Source organism: Lentzea sp. NPDC005914 (assembly GCF_040629405.1).
Taxonomy (GTDB): domain Bacteria; phylum Actinomycetota; class Actinomycetes; order Mycobacteriales; family Pseudonocardiaceae; genus Lentzea.
The window spans coordinates 139,583-155,940 of record NZ_JBEXVQ010000019.1; the positions used below are offsets into that span (position 1 = coordinate 139,583).

The window sequence follows — 16,358 nt, forward strand, 5'->3', positions numbered from 1 at the left end:
CGCGACTTCTTACCCCGTGTGTGTGATCACGAAACCACGACCTGAGCTGGGGCGCTCATCAGAAATGGGGTGCGCCGGTCAGCAGGCCCCACGAGACTGGCCCGGTGAGTGAGCAGACGATCTGGTTGTGCCCGCTGTGCCGCGCAGCAGTGATCGGCCCGGGCGACAACGCCGAGGTCTGCGACACCTGCCAGTCGCGACCGGACTGGGAAGCGCTCCCGCAGGCCGTCCGGGACGAGGTCGGCGCGATGATCGACGCGACCAGCTCGATCCGGGCCGGCTACCTGCTGGCGGAGCTCGACGGGGGACGACGTCCCACCACGGAGTACGTGAAGCTGGCCTCCCACGGCGGCAAAGTGCGGAGGAGGACCTGCTCCTGCGCGGAAGCCGACTACGGGCACGCGAGCTGGACGTGCCCGTCCTGCGACCGGTTGCTCATGGGCTGCGACCACGACCGGGGCGAGATCTGCGCACCCTGCGACCGTGGACCGGAGTGGGCGGCGCTGCCCCAGGCCGTGCGGGACGAGGTCGGCGCGATGGCCGACGCGGGCGACGTGATGTCAGCGGTCTACCGATTGCGAGAACTCGACCACAACCGGCTCGACACCTGGGACTACACGCTGATGGTGGCCTATCAGAACAGGCGGAACTCGTCCGGCTCGATCCCGCGCAACGCGTCGTAGTCCAGCACCACGCACCGGATCCCGCGGTCCTCGGCCAGCACCCGTGCCTGCGGCTTGATCTGTTGCGCCGCGAACACACCCTGCACCGGCGCGAGCAGCGGGTCGCGGTTGAGCAGCTCGAGGTATCGGGTCAGCTGCTCGACGCCGTCGATCTCCCCGCGGCGCTTGATCTCCACGGCGACCGAGACGCCGGCGCCGTCGCGGCACATCAGGTCCACCGGGCCGATGGCGGTCGGGAACTCGCGGCGCACCAGCGTCCAGCCGTCGCCCAGGGTCGTGACGTGCTCGGCCAGGAGCTTCTGGAGGTCGGCCTCGACGCCGTCCTTCTGCAGGCCGGGTTCCGGGCCCAGTTCGTGCTTGGAGTCGTGCATCACCTCTTCGAGGGTGATGATCAGCTTCTCCCCCGCCTTGTTCTGCACCGTCCAGATGTCCGGGTCCTCGATCAGCCAGCAGGGCGGGCTCATCCAGTTCAGCGGCTTGAAGGCACGGTCGTCGGAGTGGATCGACACCGAGCCGTCGGCCTTGATCAGCAGCAGTCGCTGAGCCATGGGCAGATGGGCGGTGAGTCGGCCTACGTAGTCGACCTGGCAGCGAGCGATGACGAGACGCACCGCGACAGGCTACGGGGTGTGTCCAGGAACAAGTCGTTAGGTACGGTCCGTGGCGTGGAGAGCCTCGGCAGCCGTCAGGTGTACGCGAACCCGTGGATGACCGTCCGCGAGGACGAGATCCGGCGTGCGGACGGCACTACCGGCATTTACGGCGTGGTCGACAAGCCGGACTTCGCGCTGATCATTCCGCTCGACGGCGAACGCGTGCGGCTGGTCGAGCAGTTCCGGTACCCGATCGGGCTGCGGCGCTGGGAGTTCCCTCAGGGCACGGCGCCGGACCGCGCGGCTGCGGATCCGTTCGCGCTCGCCGTCCGCGAGCTTCGCGAGGAGACGGGGCTGCGCGCGGGCAGGATGACCGAGCTCGGGCTGATCGACGTGGCGCCGGGCATGTCGTCGCAGCGCGGGCGGGTGTTCCTCGCGACCGAGCTGACCGAGGGATTTCACGAGCGGGAGCACGAGGAGCAGGACATGCGCTCGGCGTGGTTCCCGCGCGCCGACTTCGAGGCGATGATCGCCAAGGGTGAGATCACCGACGCCCAGTCGATCGCCGCCTACACGCTTCTCCTGCTGCACGAGCACTCTCAGCCCTGAAAGGCCGCGCGGTAGTTCTGCGGTGACGTCCCGGCGATCCGCTTGAACCTGTCGCGGAACGCCGTGGCCGACCCGAAACCGACCTTGCTCGCGATCAGCTCCACCGAGTCCCTGGACGTCTCCAGCAGGTGCTGCGCCTGACGAACCCGCACGCGGTGCAGCCACTGCAACGGCGTCGTCCCGGTCTGCTCGCGAAACCGCCGGTTCAACGTCCGCGTGCTCATCCCCGCCTGCTTCGCCAGGTCCTCCAACGTCAGTTCATCCGCGGCATTGGCGTCCATCCACAGCAGCAACGGCTCGAGCTCCGCACCTTGTGGCGCTGCGGGCGGCGTCACGATGAACTGCGCCTGCCCGCCTTCTCTCTCGAGAGGCATCACGGCAAAACGCGCCGCATCGGCCGCCACCGCGGATCCGTGATCGCGCCGGATCATGTGCAGGCACAGGTCCAGCCCCGCCGCGGCACCCGCGGACGTCAGGAACTGCCCGTTGTCGACGTAAAGCACGTTCGGGTCGACCTCGATGGCCGGGTGCCGCGCCTGGAGCTCCTCGGCTCCCAGCCAGTGCGTGGTCGCCCTCAGGCCGTCCAGCAAGCCCGTCGCCGCGAACACGAACGCACCCGTGCAGATCGACGCGATCCGCGTGCCCCTCGCCGCGGCCTGCCTCAGCGCCTCGATCAACCGCGGTGGCACGATCATGCGGGGATCGTGACCGGGCAGCACGATCGTGTCCACTTCGGACAGCAACTCCAAGCCGTGCGGCACTTTCAGCTCGAAGCAGCCCGCGTCGACGGTCCTCTTCGGACCGCAGACCCGGACCCTGTACCGCCCGACCCAGTTGAACGCGTCAACCGGCGTCGCGAAGTCGAACGGGACAACGCTGTCCATCGCTACCACTGCCACCTCGTGCACGTCCACCACCGTAGCTGGCGAGAATCAGTTGGAACATGGCATTCCAGCCAGTTCTCCCGAGGCCCCGCGACTCCTACCGTCGTGATCACCGACGAAGCAAGGAGGGGCGGAATGCTCGCTCAGGTGGTGTTGTTCGACGGCTTCGACCCGTTGGACGTGATCGGCCCGTACGAGACGCTGACAGCCGGCGGGATCAAGGGCGAGCTGGTCTCGGCAGAAGGCCCGCGCGAGGTCCCAGCGGGGTCGAACCTGTTGTCGTTCAAGGCGACCGCCCAGCTCGACCCGAACGCGGACCTCATCATCATCCCGGGCGCGGCTTCCACCGACAACGACGAGATCTTCGCGCTGCTCAGCAAGGCCGCGGCCACCCTCGCACCCGCCCTCAGCCAGGCCGGCACCATCGCCACCGTGTGCGGCGGATCGCTGCTGCTGGCGATGACCGGCCTGGTCAAGGGCCGCAACGCGACCACCAACCACCTCGGCCTGCAGGCGCTGGAGTCCATGGGCGTCAACGCCATCCGCGCACGAATCGTCGACGACGGCGACCTCGTCACCGCCGCCGGCGTCAGCTCGGGCATCGACCTCGGCCTCTACCTCGTCGAACGCGAGATGGGCGCCCAGAAAGCGCTCGAAATCGAGGCTCTGTTCGCCCACGAACGGCGCGGCACCGTCTGGAGGGCCGCGTGAGCAAGCTGTTCCTCTCGCTGCACGTCCTGGCCGCGATCATCGCCATCGGCCCGGTCACGGTCGCCGCGAGCATGTTCCCCAAAGCGATCCGCGACAACGGCAACCCCGAACTGCTGCACCGGATCTGCCGCGTCTACGCCCTGATCGGCATCTCGGTGCCGGTCTTCGGGTTCGCGACGGCCAGCGTGATGGGCGTGACCGGCCACCCCTGGGTGATCGTGTCGATCGCGCTCACCACCGCCGCCGCGTTCGTGCTCGCCCTCAAAATCCTGCCCGGCCAGGAAAAGGCCATCAAGACCAAGGACATCAAGCACCTGGCCATGTACACCGGCGTCTTCAACCTGCTGTGGGCGACCGTGACCGTGCTGATGATCCTCAGGCCGGGCTCGACGACCGGCGCCTAACGCTGGGAAACCGGCCGCACCACGATCTCGTTCACGTCGACCTCGGCCGGCTGCGAGATCGCGTACGCGATGGCGTCACCGATCGCCGACGCGGGCAGCGCGAGCTTGCGGAAGTCCTCCATCAACGACGCCGCGAAGTCCTCGGTGATGGTGTCCGCCAGCTCGGACTCCGTGACACCAGGGGAGATCACGGTGACCCGCAGGTCCTCGCGCTCCTGCCGCAGCCCCTCGGACAACGCCCACACCGCGTACTTCGTCGCGCAGTACACGGCGGCGGTCGGCATGACCATGTGCGCACCGATCGAGGCGACGTTCACGATGTGCCCGCCGGAGTTGAACAACGGCAGCACAGCGGCGATGCCGTTGAGCACGCCGCGCACGTTCACATCCAGCATCCGGTCCCACTCGTCGACCTTCAACGAGTCCATGAGGGACAACGGCATCACGCCCGCGTTGTTCACCAGCACGTCGACGCGGCCGTACCTCTCCACCGCTGCGTCCACAAAGGACTGGAAAGACTCACGCGAGGTCACGTCCAGCGGCGCATACGCACCGCCGATCTCGGCGGCCAGGGACGCCAGCCGGTCCTCCCGCCGCGCCCCGAGGAACACCTGGTGCCCCGCCGCCGCGAGAACACGGGCCGTGGCCTCGCCGATACCGCTGGAAGCTCCACTGATCAACACGACTTTGCTCATGGCCACAACGATGACCAGCGGAAACAACGCCAGCCAGGACACCTTCTGCCTAGGTGTGGCACACCCAGGCAAAAATCCGCGCGGCCGAATAACCTCGAAGACGTGCTCGGCGAGTTCCTGAAAGCCCACCGCGCCCGCGTCAACCCAGAGGACGCGGGCCTGCCGAGCCACACCCAGCGCAAGGTCAAGGGCCTCAGGAGAGAAGAAGTCGCGGTACTGGCCGGCGTCAGCGCCGACTACTACGCCCGCCTCGAACAGGGCCGCGAGACCAACCCGTCAGCCCAGGTCCTGGACGCGCTGAGCCGCGCGCTCAAGCTCGACACCGACGCGCGAGCCCACCTGCACCGCCTCGCCGGGGTCGTCGCCGACGAGGGCCACGCGCCGGACGTGGTCAGCCCCGAACTGCGGCAGCTCATCAGCGGAATGCACGACATGCCGGCGTTCGTGATGAACTCGCTGCTCGACATCCTCGCCACGAACGCACTGGCCGAAGCCCTGTACGAGCCGTTCACCCCGGCCGACAACGCCGCCAGGATGACGTTCCTCGACCCGGCCGCCACGAGCTTCTACCCGCGCTGGAACTGGGTCGCGCAGAGCACCGTCGCGCACCTGAGGCAGACAGCGGACCCGAAGTCCCAGCGCCTCAGGCTGATGGTCGAAGAGCTCAACCAGAGCCCGGTGTTCAAAGAACTGTGGGAGCAGCACGAGGTGCGCGGGAAGACCCAGGACGCCAAGGAGTTCGTGCATCCCGCGGTCGGCCCGCTGAAGCTGGACTACCACTCGTTCGACGTCCGCGAGGCACCCGGCCAGTACCTCGTCGTCTACCGGGCAGAGCCGGGCCCGAACGCGGACGCGCTGAAGCTCCTCGCGACTAGTCGGGCCACACGGGCGGCCGCTTCTCCAGGAACGACGCCCGTCCCTCTTTGGCTGACGGGGACTGCGAAGTCTCGGCCATGACGGCCAGCGCGATCTCGTACCCGTCGATCTCCGGCCGGTCCAGCTGCGCGTAGATCGTCCGCTTGCCCACGGCCTTCGACGCCCGGCTCCCCCGCGTGGCTCGCGCCAGCAGCTCGTCCACCGCGGAATCCAGCTCGGCGGCAGGCACAGCGCGGTTGATCAGGCCCCACTCCACGGCCGTCGCGGCGTCCACGACGTCCCCGGTGAGCACCATCTCCATCAACCGCTTGCGCCCCACCGACCGCGCGACGGGCACCGCCGGCGTGTGGCAGAACCACCCGGCTTTCCCACCGGGCAAAGCAAATCCGGCGTCCAGCGAGGCCACCGCGAGATCGCACGACGCCACCAGCTGGCACCCGGCAGCAGTTGCCAGGCCGTGAACCCGCGCGATCACCACCTGCGGCACGGACTGGATGGTCTTCATCAGCACCGTGCACAGCTCCAGCAGCAGCCGCACACCCTCCTCGTCACGGGCGTGCACGTCCGCGAAGTCGTGCCCGGCGGAGAAGACCGGTCCCTCCGCGGCCAGCACGATGCCGGCCGCGTCGGAAGAACCGGCCTCCCGGAACGCCTCCAGCAGCTCGCTCAAATGCTCGGCGGACAGCGCGTTGCGCTTCGCCGCGCGGTTCATCGTGATCCGGACTACCGAGCCCTCACGCGCAACGTCGACCATTCCGCGAATCTAGGCCCCTACGGCAGTGAATGCACCTCGCGGATCACGGTGACGATCTCGTCCATGATCTCGGTCAGCTCGTAGTCCTTCGGCGTGAACACCCGCGCCACACCCCGATCGCGCAGCTTGGCGGCGTCGTCCGGCGGGATGATGCCGCCGACGATCACCGGGATGTCCCCGGCACCCGCGGCCCTCAACCCGTCGACCACCGCAGGCACCACCTCGAGGTGCGAGCCGGACAGGATCGAGAGGCCGACGACGTGCACGTCCTCCTGCACGGCCGCCGACACGATCTGCGCCGGCGTGAGGCGAATGCCCTGGTAGACGACCTCGAAACCGACGTCGCGGGCCCGCACGGCGACCTGCTCGGCGCCGTTGGAGTGCCCGTCGAGACCAGGCTTGCCGACCAGCATGCGCAGACGCTCGCCGATCTCCTCGCCGGTCCCGCGCACCCGGTCGCGCACGCGCGCGATCTCCGAGCCCGCCTCGCCCGACGCCGAAGCACCGGAAACGCCTGTGGGCGCACGGTATTCGCCGAACGTCTCACGCAACGCCTGCGACCACTCACCGGTCGTCACGCCAGCGCGCGCACACGCCAGCGTCACCTCGACGAGGTTCTGGTCGGTCTTCGCGGCCTCACGCAACGAATCCAACGCAGCAGCAACAGCAGCGTTGTCGCGCGAAGCCCGCCACTGCTGGATCGCCTCGACCGCGTGCATCTCGACGATCGGGTCGATGGTCTCGATCGCATTCGCGCCCTCGGCCTGCAGCGGCGACGGCTCGGTGGTGTCGAACTTGTTGACACCGACGACGACCTCCTCGCCCGACTCGACGCGACGGCGACGATCCGCCAGCGACGACACCAGCGCGGACTTCATGTATCCGGACTCGACGGCCGCGACGGCACCGCCCATCGCCTGCACGCGGTCGATCTCCTCGCGCGCACCGGCGAGGATCTCGTTCACCTTCGCCTCGATCACCGGCGAGCCGTCGAAGATGTCGTCGTACTCCAGCAGGTCCGTCTCGTAGGCCAGAACCTGCTGCATGCGCAGCGCCCACTGCTGGTCCCACGGACGCGGCAGGCCCAAAGCCTCGTTCCACGCCGGCAGCTGGATCGCCCGCGCACGAGCGTTGCGGGACAACGACACAGCGAGCATCTCCAGCACGATGCGCTGAACGTTGTTCTCGGGCTGCGCTTCGGTGAGTCCGAGCGAGTTGACCTGCACGCCGTAGCGGAACCGGCGGTGCTTCGGGTTCTCGACGCCGTAGCGCTCCAGCGTGATCTCGTCCCAGAGCTGGGCGAACGCGCGCATCTTGCACATCTCCTCGATGAACCGCACACCGGCGTTCACGAAGAAGGAGATGCGGGCGACGACCTCACCGAACTTCTCGACGGGCACCTGACCGGAGTCGCGCACCGAGTCCAGAACGGCGATCGCCGTGCACATCGCGTACGCGACCTCCTGCGCCGGCGTCGCGCCGACCTCCTGGAGGTGGTAGCTGCAGATGTTGATCGGGTTCCACTTCGGCACGTTCGACACGGTCCACGCGACCATGTCGGTGATCAGCCGCAGCGACGGTCCCGGCGGGAACACGTAGGTGCCCCGCGACAGGTACTCCTTGATGATGTCGTTCTGCGTCGTGCCGGCGAGCGTCGACGGGTCCGCGCCCTGCTCCTCAGCCACGGTGACGTACATGGCGAGCAGCCACATGGCCGTCGCGTTGATCGTCATCGACGTGTTGGCGCTGCTGAGCGGGATCTGGTCGAAGAGCTGGCGCATGTCGCCGATGTGGCTGACCGGCACACCGACCTTGCCGACCTCGCCCTTCGCGAGCTCGTCGTCGGGGTCGTAGCCGGTCTGCGTCGGCAGGTCGAACGCCACCGACAGACCCGTCTGGCCCTTCGCGAGGTTCCGCCGGTAGAGCGCGTTGGAAGCCGCGGCCGAGGAGTGACCCGCGTACGTGCGCATCACCCAGGGGCGGTCGCGTTCACGGTCGGCTGGGTACGGCACAGCAACCTCCCACAAGTAGTTCCTCGGAGCGTACTGGCCAGTAACTGTTGCCGCGCGTGCGCTTGCTCACTGAATCGAGACTACGGAGGAAGATAAAAGGGTGACGGCGATTTACCAGACAGTGGTCGTGTTCGGGGTCATCGGACTGCTGGCCCTGGCGTTGAGGTATTTCGTGGGCAACGACAAGCGGCCCGTGCCGGATCTGGACGGCACGGACTTCGGGTTGCTGAGCGAGGTCGCGCTCGTGCCCACGGAGGAGGCCGCGAACGTCCTCGTGCAGAAGCTGAAGGCGAACGGGGTGCGCGCCACGCGTTCGCGGCACGCGCCGTACCGGGTGATGGTGTTCCCGGCCGACGTAGCGAACGCTCGCCTGGTGCTGAAGACCTAAGAGCTGACGCGCTCCACGTCGGCACCGAGCTTGCGGAGGTTTTCCACGAACCCAGGGTAACCGCGCTCGATGTGGAAGATCTCGTAGACCTCGGTCGCCCCGTCCGCGCACAGACCGGCCAGCACGAGCCCCGCACCTGCGCGAATGTCCGAAGCCCACACCGGCGCGCTGGACAGCTTCTCCACCCCGCGAATCACCGCGTGGTGACCGTCGGTGCGCGCGTCGGCCCCGAGCCGGATCATCTCGTCGATGAACCGGAACCGCGCCTCGAACAGGTTCTCGGTGATCATCGCGGTGCCCTCGGACACCGCCGACAGCGCGATCGCGAACGGCTGGTTGTCGGTGGCGAAACCGGGGTACGGCAGCGTCACGAAGTCGACCGCCTTGGGCCGGCCGTCCATGACGACGCGGAAGCCCTCGTCCTCGCCCTCGTAGACGGTCACCTCGGCGCCCGCCATCCGCAGCTTCTCCAGCACCAGGTCGAGGTGGTGCGGGTTCACGCCGCGCACCCGCACGTCGCCGCGCGTCATGACGGCCGCGAACCCCCACGTCGCGCCGACGATCCGGTCGCCGATGACACGGTGCTCGGTCGGCTTGAGCTCCGGGACGCCGTGCACCGTGAGCGTGGACGTGCCCGCGCCCTCGATCCGCGCGCCCATCTGCGTGAGCATCAGGCAGAGGTCGACGATCTCGGGCTCGCGCGCGGCGTTGTCGATGACCGTCGTGCCGTTGGCCAGCACGGCCGCCATCAGGATGTTCTCGGTGGCGCCCATGCTCGGGAAGTCGAGCCAGATCTGCGCGCCGTGCAGCCCCTCGGCCTCGGCGACGATGCAGCCGTGCTCGATCCAGGTCTTCGCGCCGAGCTTCTCCAGCCCGCTCTGGTGCATGTCGAGCGGCCGCGACCCGATCGCGTCCCCGCCCGGCAACGCCACGACCGCGCGCTTGCACCGGCCGACCAGCGGCCCCAGCACGCAGATGCTCGCGCGCAGCTTGCCCATCGCCTCGGAGTCGGCGTGGTAGCTGAGCTCCTGGGGGGTCGTGATCCTCGCCACGTCGCCCTCGAGCTCGACCTCGCACCCGAGACTGCGCAACGCGTCCGCCATCAGCGGCACGTCGAGGATGTCGGGGCAGTTCGTGAGGGTCGTTGTGCCCTCGGCGAGCAGAGCAGCGGCCATCAGCTTGAGGACGCTGTTCTTGGCGCCGACGACATCAACTTCGCCGACCAGACGTGCGCCACCGTGTACCCGGAAATGCTCGCTCACGCGGCAATCCTACGTACGGCCATAGAGTGCCGGTCATGGCGGTACATCTCACCAAGATCTACACGCGGGTCGGCGACGACGGCACGACCGGACTCGGCGACTTCTCCCGCGTCCCGAAGACCTCGCCTCGCATCGAGGCGTACGCGGACGTCGACGAGACCAACGCGTCACTGGGCGTGGCCCTGGCGCTGGGACAGTTGGCCGACGACGTGCACGAGGTCGTGCGCAAAGTGCAGAACGACCTGTTCGACGTCGGAGCTGACCTCTGCACGCCGATCGTGCCCGACCCGAAGTACCCGCCGCTGCGCGTCACCCAGGCCTACGTGGACCGCCTGGAGGGCTACTGCGACACCTTCAACGAGCGGCTGGGCAAGCTCGACTCGTTCATCCTGAACGGCGGCACGCCCGGCGCGGCCCTGCTGCACCAGGCGCGCACGATCGCCCGGCGCGCGGAGCGGCGGACGTGGTCGTTGATCGAGGCTGACGCGGAGCACACGAACGTGCTCACGGCGAAGTACCTGAACAGGCTGAGCGACCTGCTGTTCATCCTGGCTCGCGTGGCGAACCCGGACGGCGACGTGCTCTGGCAGCCCGGAGAGAACGCCTAGGAAGCCCAGGGAATGGAACGGCCCGGAGGCGCTGACTCCAACCAGGACAAAAATCCTGTCAGCGCGTCCGGGCCCATCGCTATCTCGACCTCGCCCGAGGGGACTCGGCACCGCAGCACCGTGGCTCCGACGGGCATGGCGTACGCCTCCGGCCCTGTCGGCTCACGGCGCGCGTCGATCTCGAGCCCGTCTCTGGAGATCAGCTCGTCCGGGCCGGACCCGAGCGAGAGCACCCGGAACCAGGCGAACGAGTCGCCCCGGTAGTGCCCCACGCCCAGATGCCATCCACGGCCGCGATCGTCGAACTTGCTGCGCAACGCGACGTGGACGCCACCTTCACGCAGCAGCCGGATGCGGCGCCAGGCGAAGTAGGCGATGACCACCGCCACACCAAGAAGGATCAGTCCGGCAATCTCGGTGATCCCCACGGCTGGGTACTCGCGCCCGGTCTCAGGCCGACTGTTCCACGGCCCGCACGCGCGCTGCCGCACGTGCGCGCTCTGCGTCGTCCGCGTCCTGCAGCGCCGAACGCGCCGCGTCCACGTCGATCTCGCCCGCGAGCTCGGCGTCCTCGGCGAGAATGGAAACGCCGGTGCCGGTCACGGAGAGGAAGCCACCATGCACGGCGGCGGTGACCAGGCCACCGTCGGTCGTGCGGACCCGCACCACACCGCCCTCGACGAGCTGACCGAGAACGGGCTCGTGACCGGGCAGGATGCCGATCTCGCCCTCGGTCGTCTGCGCCGAAACTGAGGTGGCCTTACCGGACCACAGGCGGCGTTCAACGGCGACCAGTTCAACGGTCATCTCGGCCACGCGTATCTCCCTCGTCGTCTGGAGTCGAACTGAGTCTAAACGGTCGCCTGACAACCTTGCCGCCCCGCCCGGTGTCAGTACCTTCGACAACCGCCGAAGGGGGGACATGCAGGACTTCGAAGACTTCGTGGCGTTGCGCTCACAGGCTCTTTTGCGCACCGCGTACCTGCTGTGCGGCGGCGACATCGGCGCCGCTGAGGACATTCTGCAGGACGTCCTCATGAACATGTACGGCAAGTGGCGCCGGATCAGAACTTCTCCGGAAGCTTACGCGCGCACCGCGCTGGCCAACGCGGCCGCGAACCGCTGGCGAAGAAGGTCCCGCAAGCCGGAGGCACCGCTGGAACTGGGGGCGGTACCTACGGCTCGGGGGCACGAACAGCAGGTCGTGGACACGGACAGCGTGGTGCGCGCGTTGGGACAGCTGCCTCGCAAGATGCGCGCGGTTCTGGTGCTGAGGTTCTTCGACGACCTCAGCGAGGCCGAGACAGCCCGCACGCTGGGCTGCGGCATCGGCACGGTGAAGAGCCAGACGTCGCGCGGCCTCGCCCGCATGAGGGAACTGATGGGTGAGCAGGTGCTGACGTGGAACTGAAGCAGGCAATGGAGGCCGCCACCGCCGACCTGGACGTGCGGCCCGGATTCGTGGGGGACGTGATGGCCGGTGCGCGCCTACGACACACGCGCAGATTGCTCACCGCGACCGCGGTCGTGGCACTGATCGCAGGCGTGACAACGGGGGTGGTGCTCACGCGCTCCCCCTCTGACCCGCCGGTGCCCGGTCCCGTGTCCGGTGACGCGCGGCTGACCGCGGCGACCGGTGGTGACCAGGCGGGCAACGCCGAGCTCATCCAGCGGTCGCTCACCGCTTGGGGCAAGCCGACGACCATCCACAACCTCGTGACGGAGATCTCACCGGACGCGCACGTGTTCTGGGCGGGGAGCACCCCGGAAGGCCGGGTGTCGCTGATCGCGCAGTCGGTGCGGCTGCCGGGCTCGACCGAACCTCACGCGCTGGTGGGCCTGGTGCACGACGACACCGTGGTCGATCAGGAAATCGTGTATAACAACCCCGGCAACCAGCTGAGCATCTCCCGCGAGCAGGGCATCTACCGCCTCGGCAGCAACGAGAACGCCACTTACGTGGTGCTGAGCCTCGGGCAGAAGGTCTTCTGGTCGGCGAAGCCCGTGCGCGGCCAGGACCTGCGGTACTCGCGCCAGTGGCAGGAGGCACCGTTCGAAGACGGGGTAGCCGTGGTCACCGCCAGGCCGGCGGACAAGCCCGTGTTCATCCGCACGGACACGGGTCCACCCACCGACAACGTCAACCACGACCAGGATCGGATCGTGCCTCGCCAGGAGGCCAGGCCGCAGACGACGGGGCAACCGCAGGGCGGCCTCGGCTGGCGTGACGCGATGTGGGCGTCGTCCCGCCAGGATCTCCTCGGCCCGGTGATCCTCCAGAAGACCGTGTCCGACGACCTCAAGCAGCGGGGCTACCTCGATTACGGCCTGCCGCTCATGGCCTGGGAGGTACGAGCCTGGCTGCCGGACGGCCGGTTCGCCGCCGTGACGGAGACGCCGGACGGGCTGCTCGGCGCTCTCTACCAGGCGGACGGCACGTTCGAACGAGTGCTGCCCGGCGGCCCCGTGGTGAAGGGAACGCCGGTGCCGGTGCGGCTCGCGTTGCCGGACGGCCAGGGCACGATCCTCGCCGACCGCGGCGCGTTGCTCGGGCCGGAGGAGCGCGAGAACGCCTGGCTGGCACCGCCCGGCACCACAGAGGTGGCCGTGTGGCGCTCCGGCCAGCAGACGGTGGTGCCCCTCTAGCCGCCGTGCCAGGAACGCCAGAGCGTCGCGTACGTGCCGTCTCTGGCCACCAGGTCGTCGTGGGACCCCAACTCCACGACGCGACCCGCGTCGACGACCGCGATCCGGTCAGCGTCACGCGCGGTCTGCAACCGGTGCGCGATCGCGATCACCGTGCGTCTCTCCCGCACGGCCGCGATCGCGCGCTCGGCGTGTCGGGCCGTGGCCGGGTCGAGCGAGGACGTCGCCTCGTCGAGCACCAGCGTGTGCGGGTCGGCGACCTCCACCCGTGCCAGAGCGAGCTGTTGTGCCTGCGCGGGATCGAGCTCCACCCCGCCCGCGCCCAGCCTGGTGTCCAGCCCGTCCGGCAGCTCGTCGAACCACAGCGCGTCGACTGTCCGCAACGCCTCGGCCAGCCGCTCGTCCGGTGCGTCCGGCGCGGCCATCGACAGGTTCTCGCGCAACGTTCCGATGAACACGTGATGCTCCTGCGTCACCAGCACGATCTCCTGCTCACCGGCCGCCACGAGATCCGCGACCGGCACGCCGCCGACGAGCACCGACCCCTCCGCAGGCCGGTCGACGCCGGCGATCAACCTGCCCAGCGTCGACTTGCCCGCACCGGACACGCCCACGACCGCAAGCCGTTCCCCCGGCTGCACCACGAGGTCGACGCCGTGCAGCACCTCGTGTCCGTCCACATAGGAGTACCGCACCCCGCGCACCTCGATGCGATCGCTCTCCGGCACCGAGACCTCGCGCGCCGGTTCGATCTGCGCCCCGATGCCCTCGATCCGCGCGAACGACGCACCGCCGCGCTGCAGGAACTCGATCCAGAACAGGATGCGGTCCATCGGCTCCCCCAGCCGCCACACCCAGAGGCTCGCCGTGACGACGACCTCGATCCCTACACCGTCCGCCGCGTACGCCAGGCCGCCGAACAGCAGCACCAGCGCGGTCGGCAGGGTGTTCATGAAGCCCGCGACCGGGAACAGGACGTTGCGCAGCCGCAACGTCCGCAGCCGCATCCGGTACGACCGCGCGATGGTGGCGTCCGCGGCGGCCACCATCCGGTCCCTCAGCCCGTACGTCTCGATCGTCCGGCTGCCCTCGCCGACCGCCGCGGAAATCTCCGCCACGTCCCCGTTGGCCTCGCTCTCCGCGAGGTACGCGTCGCGCGCACGAGCGAGGTACCAGCGCACTGTCCACAAGACGAACGGCATCCCAGCCAGCGCGACCAGACCGAACACGGGGTCCAGCAGGAACATCGCCCCGAACACCACGACGAGGTGCACCACACCCGTGAGCACCTCGGGCACGCTGTCCCGCAACGCCTGCCCGACCGTGCCGACGTCGCTCGTCACGCGGGTGAGCAGATCGCCGATGCTCAGCCGGTCCACCACCCGTGCGGGCAACGCCAGCGAGCGCGCCACCGCCTCCTCGCGCAACGAGGCCAGCAACCGTTCGCCGAGCCGTGTCGTCAGCAAAGCGCTGTACCGCACCAGCACCAGGTGCACCACCGCCGCGCCCAGCACGCCCAGCGCGATCAGGTCCACAGTGGACAGGGTGAGACCGCCGTTCTGCACCCCGCCCACGATCTTGCCGAGCAGGTAGGGCCCGACGAGCCCCGTCAACGCCGTCAGCGCGGTGAGCACGAGAACGACGGCCAGCGCACGCCGTTCGTCCCGCATCAGGCGCACGGCCGCACGCCGCACCTCACGCCGGTCCGCGATCGGCAGCCGGTTCATCGGCTTTCCTCCAGGTGCACCGTCTGATCCGCCTGCCCGATCCACAACGGCGACGACGACACGACCACAGTGGTCCGCCCCAACCGCGCCTCTTTCACCCTCCGCGCCACCGCCGCCTCCGTGACCGCGTCGAGAGCCGACGTCGGCTCGACGAGCACCAGCAGGTCCGGCTCGCTGAGCAACGCCCTGACGAGCCTGAGCCGTTGCCGCTGGCCACCGGAAACGTTGCGCCCCTGGGATTCCAGGTGCGAGTCGAGCCCGTCCGGCAACGCCTCCACGACGTCCACCGCCGCGGCCGCCCAGATCGCCTGCTCCACCGCGGCGTCGTCGTGCTCGGCCACCGACACCGCCTCGCGCACCGACCCGGCGAACAGGTAGTCGTCGTTGTCGGCCACGACTCCCGGCAGACGATCCACCGCTTCCCTCGCCAGCGCCGCGTTGGCGGACACCACCACGGTCAGCGCGCCGCTCTTCACGTCCAGCACCGGGGCGTCGTCGTCGCTGTCGTCCGGCCGCAGCCTCAACAGTTCGACCACCCGCCGCGCCGACACCAACCCCCGCGGAATCGCGTCCGCGCCCTCCATGAAGAAGCTGACCGGCACGATCAACGTCGTCACGTACAGGTAGACCGCGACCATCTCCTCGATCGAGATGTCACCGGTCACCGCCATCCGGGCCACGATCCACGTGACCACGGCGAGGAACAGGGCCGGCAACCCCCACGTCAGCGCCTGCACCCAGCTGAGCCACACCGACACCCGGTACCCGTCGCGCAACACCTCGCGCGACTTCTCGCCGAACCGCTCGGCGAACGCCGGTTTGCCCCCGATCCCGGACAACACCTTCAACCCGGCCACGATGTCCCCGGCCCGCGAGCTCAACTCCCCCAGGCTCTGCCGATACCCGGCCTCCACGGCGTGCAGCCGCCGCAACACCGGCCCGGTCACCACCGCCAGCACCGGCACGCCCAGCAGCACCACCACGGCGACCAGCGGCGAGATCCTCACCAGCAACACCGCCGTGGCCACGTACGCCACCACCGCCCCGACACCGGGCCCGGTGCTGGTGAGCGCGTGCGCGATCCGAGCCGTGTCCCCGTTCTGCAGGTAGGTGAGCTCCCCGGTGGACAGCTTGCGCCGCACCACCCCACCCAGCGTCGTCACGTGCCGGACCACCACCTGCGCCGTCCTGAGCGAGGCGTCCGTCCGCACCAACGTCATCGTGCGATGCCTCGCGACCCCGAGCAGCGCCAGCGCCCCGGCCACCACGACCAACGCCGCGCACCACCACACCAGCGCGGTGCGGTTCCCGCCTCTCAGACCGTCCTCAACGGCCTTCGCGATGAGGTACGGCGGCACGATCAGCCCGCACATCCACAGCGACCCCCAGAACGCCCCGGCGAGCACCCGCCAGCGCTGCATCTTCACCAGCCACCACAGGTACCGCCAGGGCGATCGGAGGTCAGGCGTCCCGGGATCGTCGTACGGCGCATGTCGGGCCATGACC

The 16,358-nt window shown here is 69.0% G+C and carries 19 protein-coding genes; 9 read left to right on the top strand and 10 right to left on the bottom strand.

What is annotated here, in order from left to right; all coding sequences use genetic code 11:
* Positions 1–104: 104 nt before the first annotated feature.
* Positions 105–683, top strand: a complete 579-nt coding sequence (locus ABZ345_RS26460) for a hypothetical protein (RefSeq protein WP_359854019.1) — start codon at positions 105–107, stop codon at positions 681–683.
* Here ABZ345_RS26460 and nucS read toward each other — a convergent pair.
* Positions 635–1,294, bottom strand: coding sequence for an endonuclease NucS (nucS, locus tag ABZ345_RS26465; protein ID WP_359854022.1), 660 nt, complete (start codon positions 1,292–1,294; stop codon positions 635–637). The two genes, ABZ345_RS26460 and nucS, sit on opposite strands and share 49 nt — an antisense overlap.
* A gap of 54 nt (positions 1,295–1,348) precedes the next feature.
* Between nucS and ABZ345_RS26470 the strand changes: the two genes are divergently transcribed.
* Positions 1,349–1,885, top strand: a complete 537-nt coding sequence (locus tag ABZ345_RS26470) for an NUDIX hydrolase (RefSeq protein WP_359854024.1) — start codon at positions 1,349–1,351, stop codon at positions 1,883–1,885.
* Here ABZ345_RS26470 and ABZ345_RS26475 read toward each other — a convergent pair.
* On the bottom strand, positions 1,876–2,793 hold the full coding sequence (locus ABZ345_RS26475; RefSeq protein ID WP_359854027.1) for a helix-turn-helix domain-containing protein: 918 nt from the start codon (positions 2,791–2,793) through the stop codon (positions 1,876–1,878). The two genes, ABZ345_RS26470 and ABZ345_RS26475, sit on opposite strands and share 10 nt — an antisense overlap.
* A gap of 111 nt (positions 2,794–2,904) precedes the next feature.
* On the opposite strand from ABZ345_RS26475, the gene ABZ345_RS26480 reads away from it, so the two are divergent.
* Together ABZ345_RS26480 and ABZ345_RS26485 are read left to right on the top strand one after the other, a co-directional pair.
* On the top strand, positions 2,905–3,480 hold the full coding sequence (locus tag ABZ345_RS26480) for a DJ-1/PfpI family protein (RefSeq protein WP_359854030.1): 576 nt from the start codon (positions 2,905–2,907) through the stop codon (positions 3,478–3,480).
* Positions 3,477–3,884 (top strand): hypothetical protein, encoded by a 408-nt coding sequence (locus ABZ345_RS26485; protein WP_359854033.1) that lies wholly within the window; start codon positions 3,477–3,479, stop codon positions 3,882–3,884. The genes ABZ345_RS26480 and ABZ345_RS26485 overlap by 4 nt, the downstream gene beginning before the upstream one ends.
* Here the strand turns inward: ABZ345_RS26485 and ABZ345_RS26490 are convergent.
* Entirely contained in the window at positions 3,881–4,579 is a 699-nt protein-coding gene (locus tag ABZ345_RS26490) for an SDR family oxidoreductase (RefSeq protein WP_359854036.1), read from the bottom strand. The two genes, ABZ345_RS26485 and ABZ345_RS26490, sit on opposite strands and share 4 nt — an antisense overlap.
* A gap of 102 nt (positions 4,580–4,681) precedes the next feature.
* On the opposite strand from ABZ345_RS26490, the gene ABZ345_RS26495 reads away from it, so the two are divergent.
* Positions 4,682–5,536: a helix-turn-helix transcriptional regulator gene (locus ABZ345_RS26495; protein WP_359854039.1), complete on the top strand. Its 855-nt coding sequence runs from the start codon at positions 4,682–4,684 to the stop codon at positions 5,534–5,536.
* On the opposite strand, the gene ABZ345_RS26500 is transcribed toward ABZ345_RS26495, so the two are convergent.
* Together ABZ345_RS26500 and ABZ345_RS26505 are read right to left on the bottom strand one after the other, a co-directional pair.
* Positions 5,451–6,209, bottom strand: a complete 759-nt coding sequence (locus ABZ345_RS26500) for an enoyl-CoA hydratase-related protein (RefSeq protein ID WP_359854042.1) — start codon at positions 6,207–6,209, stop codon at positions 5,451–5,453. The two genes, ABZ345_RS26495 and ABZ345_RS26500, sit on opposite strands and share 86 nt — an antisense overlap.
* A gap of 17 nt (positions 6,210–6,226) precedes the next feature.
* Positions 6,227–8,221: a protein meaA gene (locus ABZ345_RS26505; RefSeq protein ID WP_359854045.1), complete on the bottom strand. Its 1,995-nt coding sequence runs from the start codon at positions 8,219–8,221 to the stop codon at positions 6,227–6,229.
* Positions 8,222–8,321: 100 nt separating this feature from the next.
* Here ABZ345_RS26505 and ABZ345_RS26510 point away from each other — a divergent pair, with 100 nt between their 5' ends.
* Positions 8,322–8,609 (top strand): hypothetical protein, encoded by a 288-nt coding sequence (locus ABZ345_RS26510; protein WP_359854048.1) that lies wholly within the window; start codon positions 8,322–8,324, stop codon positions 8,607–8,609.
* Here the strand turns inward: ABZ345_RS26510 and murA are convergent.
* A complete protein-coding gene (gene murA, locus ABZ345_RS26515) occupies positions 8,606–9,871 on the bottom strand; it encodes a UDP-N-acetylglucosamine 1-carboxyvinyltransferase (RefSeq protein WP_359854051.1) in 1,266 nt (421 codons plus the stop codon). The genes ABZ345_RS26510 and murA overlap by 4 nt on opposite strands.
* 35 nt (positions 9,872–9,906) lie before the next feature.
* On the opposite strand from murA, the gene ABZ345_RS26520 reads away from it, so the two are divergent.
* Positions 9,907–10,479 carry a cob(I)yrinic acid a,c-diamide adenosyltransferase gene (locus ABZ345_RS26520; protein WP_359854053.1) on the top strand — a complete coding sequence of 191 codons (573 nt, stop codon included), beginning with the start codon at positions 9,907–9,909 and terminating at the stop codon, positions 10,477–10,479.
* On the opposite strand, the gene ABZ345_RS26525 is transcribed toward ABZ345_RS26520, so the two are convergent.
* Together ABZ345_RS26525 and ABZ345_RS26530 are read right to left on the bottom strand one after the other, a co-directional pair.
* On the bottom strand, positions 10,476–10,907 hold the full coding sequence (locus tag ABZ345_RS26525; protein WP_359854056.1) for a DUF2550 domain-containing protein: 432 nt from the start codon (positions 10,905–10,907) through the stop codon (positions 10,476–10,478). The two genes, ABZ345_RS26520 and ABZ345_RS26525, sit on opposite strands and share 4 nt — an antisense overlap.
* Positions 10,908–10,929: 22 nt before the next feature.
* Complete coding sequence (locus tag ABZ345_RS26530) at positions 10,930–11,295, bottom strand: F0F1 ATP synthase subunit epsilon (protein ID WP_204763922.1); 366 nt, start codon at positions 11,293–11,295, stop codon at positions 10,930–10,932.
* 106 nt (positions 11,296–11,401) lie between these two features.
* On the opposite strand from ABZ345_RS26530, the gene ABZ345_RS26535 reads away from it, so the two are divergent.
* The gene (locus ABZ345_RS26535; protein ID WP_359854059.1) at positions 11,402–11,890 is read left to right on the top strand and encodes a SigE family RNA polymerase sigma factor; all 489 of its coding nucleotides are present in this window, start codon (positions 11,402–11,404) and stop codon (positions 11,888–11,890) included.
* On the top strand, positions 11,881–13,125 hold the full coding sequence (locus ABZ345_RS26540) for a hypothetical protein (protein ID WP_359854061.1): 1,245 nt from the start codon (positions 11,881–11,883) through the stop codon (positions 13,123–13,125). Before ABZ345_RS26535 ends, ABZ345_RS26540 begins: the two co-directional genes overlap by 10 nt.
* Here the strand turns inward: ABZ345_RS26540 and ABZ345_RS26545 are convergent.
* Both ABZ345_RS26545 and ABZ345_RS26550 read right to left on the bottom strand, forming a co-directional pair.
* Positions 13,122–14,852, bottom strand: coding sequence for an ABC transporter ATP-binding protein (locus ABZ345_RS26545; protein ID WP_359854064.1), 1,731 nt, complete (start codon positions 14,850–14,852; stop codon positions 13,122–13,124). The genes ABZ345_RS26540 and ABZ345_RS26545 overlap by 4 nt on opposite strands.
* A complete protein-coding gene (locus ABZ345_RS26550; protein ID WP_359854067.1) occupies positions 14,849–16,354 on the bottom strand; it encodes an ABC transporter ATP-binding protein in 1,506 nt (501 codons plus the stop codon). Before ABZ345_RS26550 ends, ABZ345_RS26545 begins: the two co-directional genes overlap by 4 nt.
* Positions 16,355–16,358 lie beyond the last annotated feature (4 nt).

Excerpts from the sequence above, each read along its gene's own strand:
- ABZ345_RS26480 (WP_359854030.1), top strand. The coding sequence starts at position 2,905 with ATGCTCGCTCAGGTGGTGTTGTTCGACGGCTTCGACCCGTTGGACGTG.
- ABZ345_RS26490 (WP_359854036.1), bottom strand. The coding sequence starts at position 4,579 with ATGAGCAAAGTCGTGTTGATCAGTGGAGCTTCCAGCGGTATCGGCGAG.
- ABZ345_RS26500 (WP_359854042.1), bottom strand. The coding sequence starts at position 6,209 with ATGGTCGACGTTGCGCGTGAGGGCTCGGTAGTCCGGATCACGATGAAC.
- ABZ345_RS26520 (WP_359854053.1), top strand. The coding sequence starts at position 9,907 with ATGGCGGTACATCTCACCAAGATCTACACGCGGGTCGGCGACGACGGC.
- ABZ345_RS26535 (WP_359854059.1), top strand. The coding sequence starts at position 11,402 with ATGCAGGACTTCGAAGACTTCGTGGCGTTGCGCTCACAGGCTCTTTTG.
- ABZ345_RS26545 (WP_359854064.1), bottom strand. The coding sequence starts at position 14,852 with ATGAACCGGCTGCCGATCGCGGACCGGCGTGAGGTGCGGCGTGCGGCC.
- ABZ345_RS26550 (WP_359854067.1), bottom strand. The coding sequence starts at position 16,354 with ATGGCCCGACATGCGCCGTACGACGATCCCGGGACGCCTGACCTCCGA.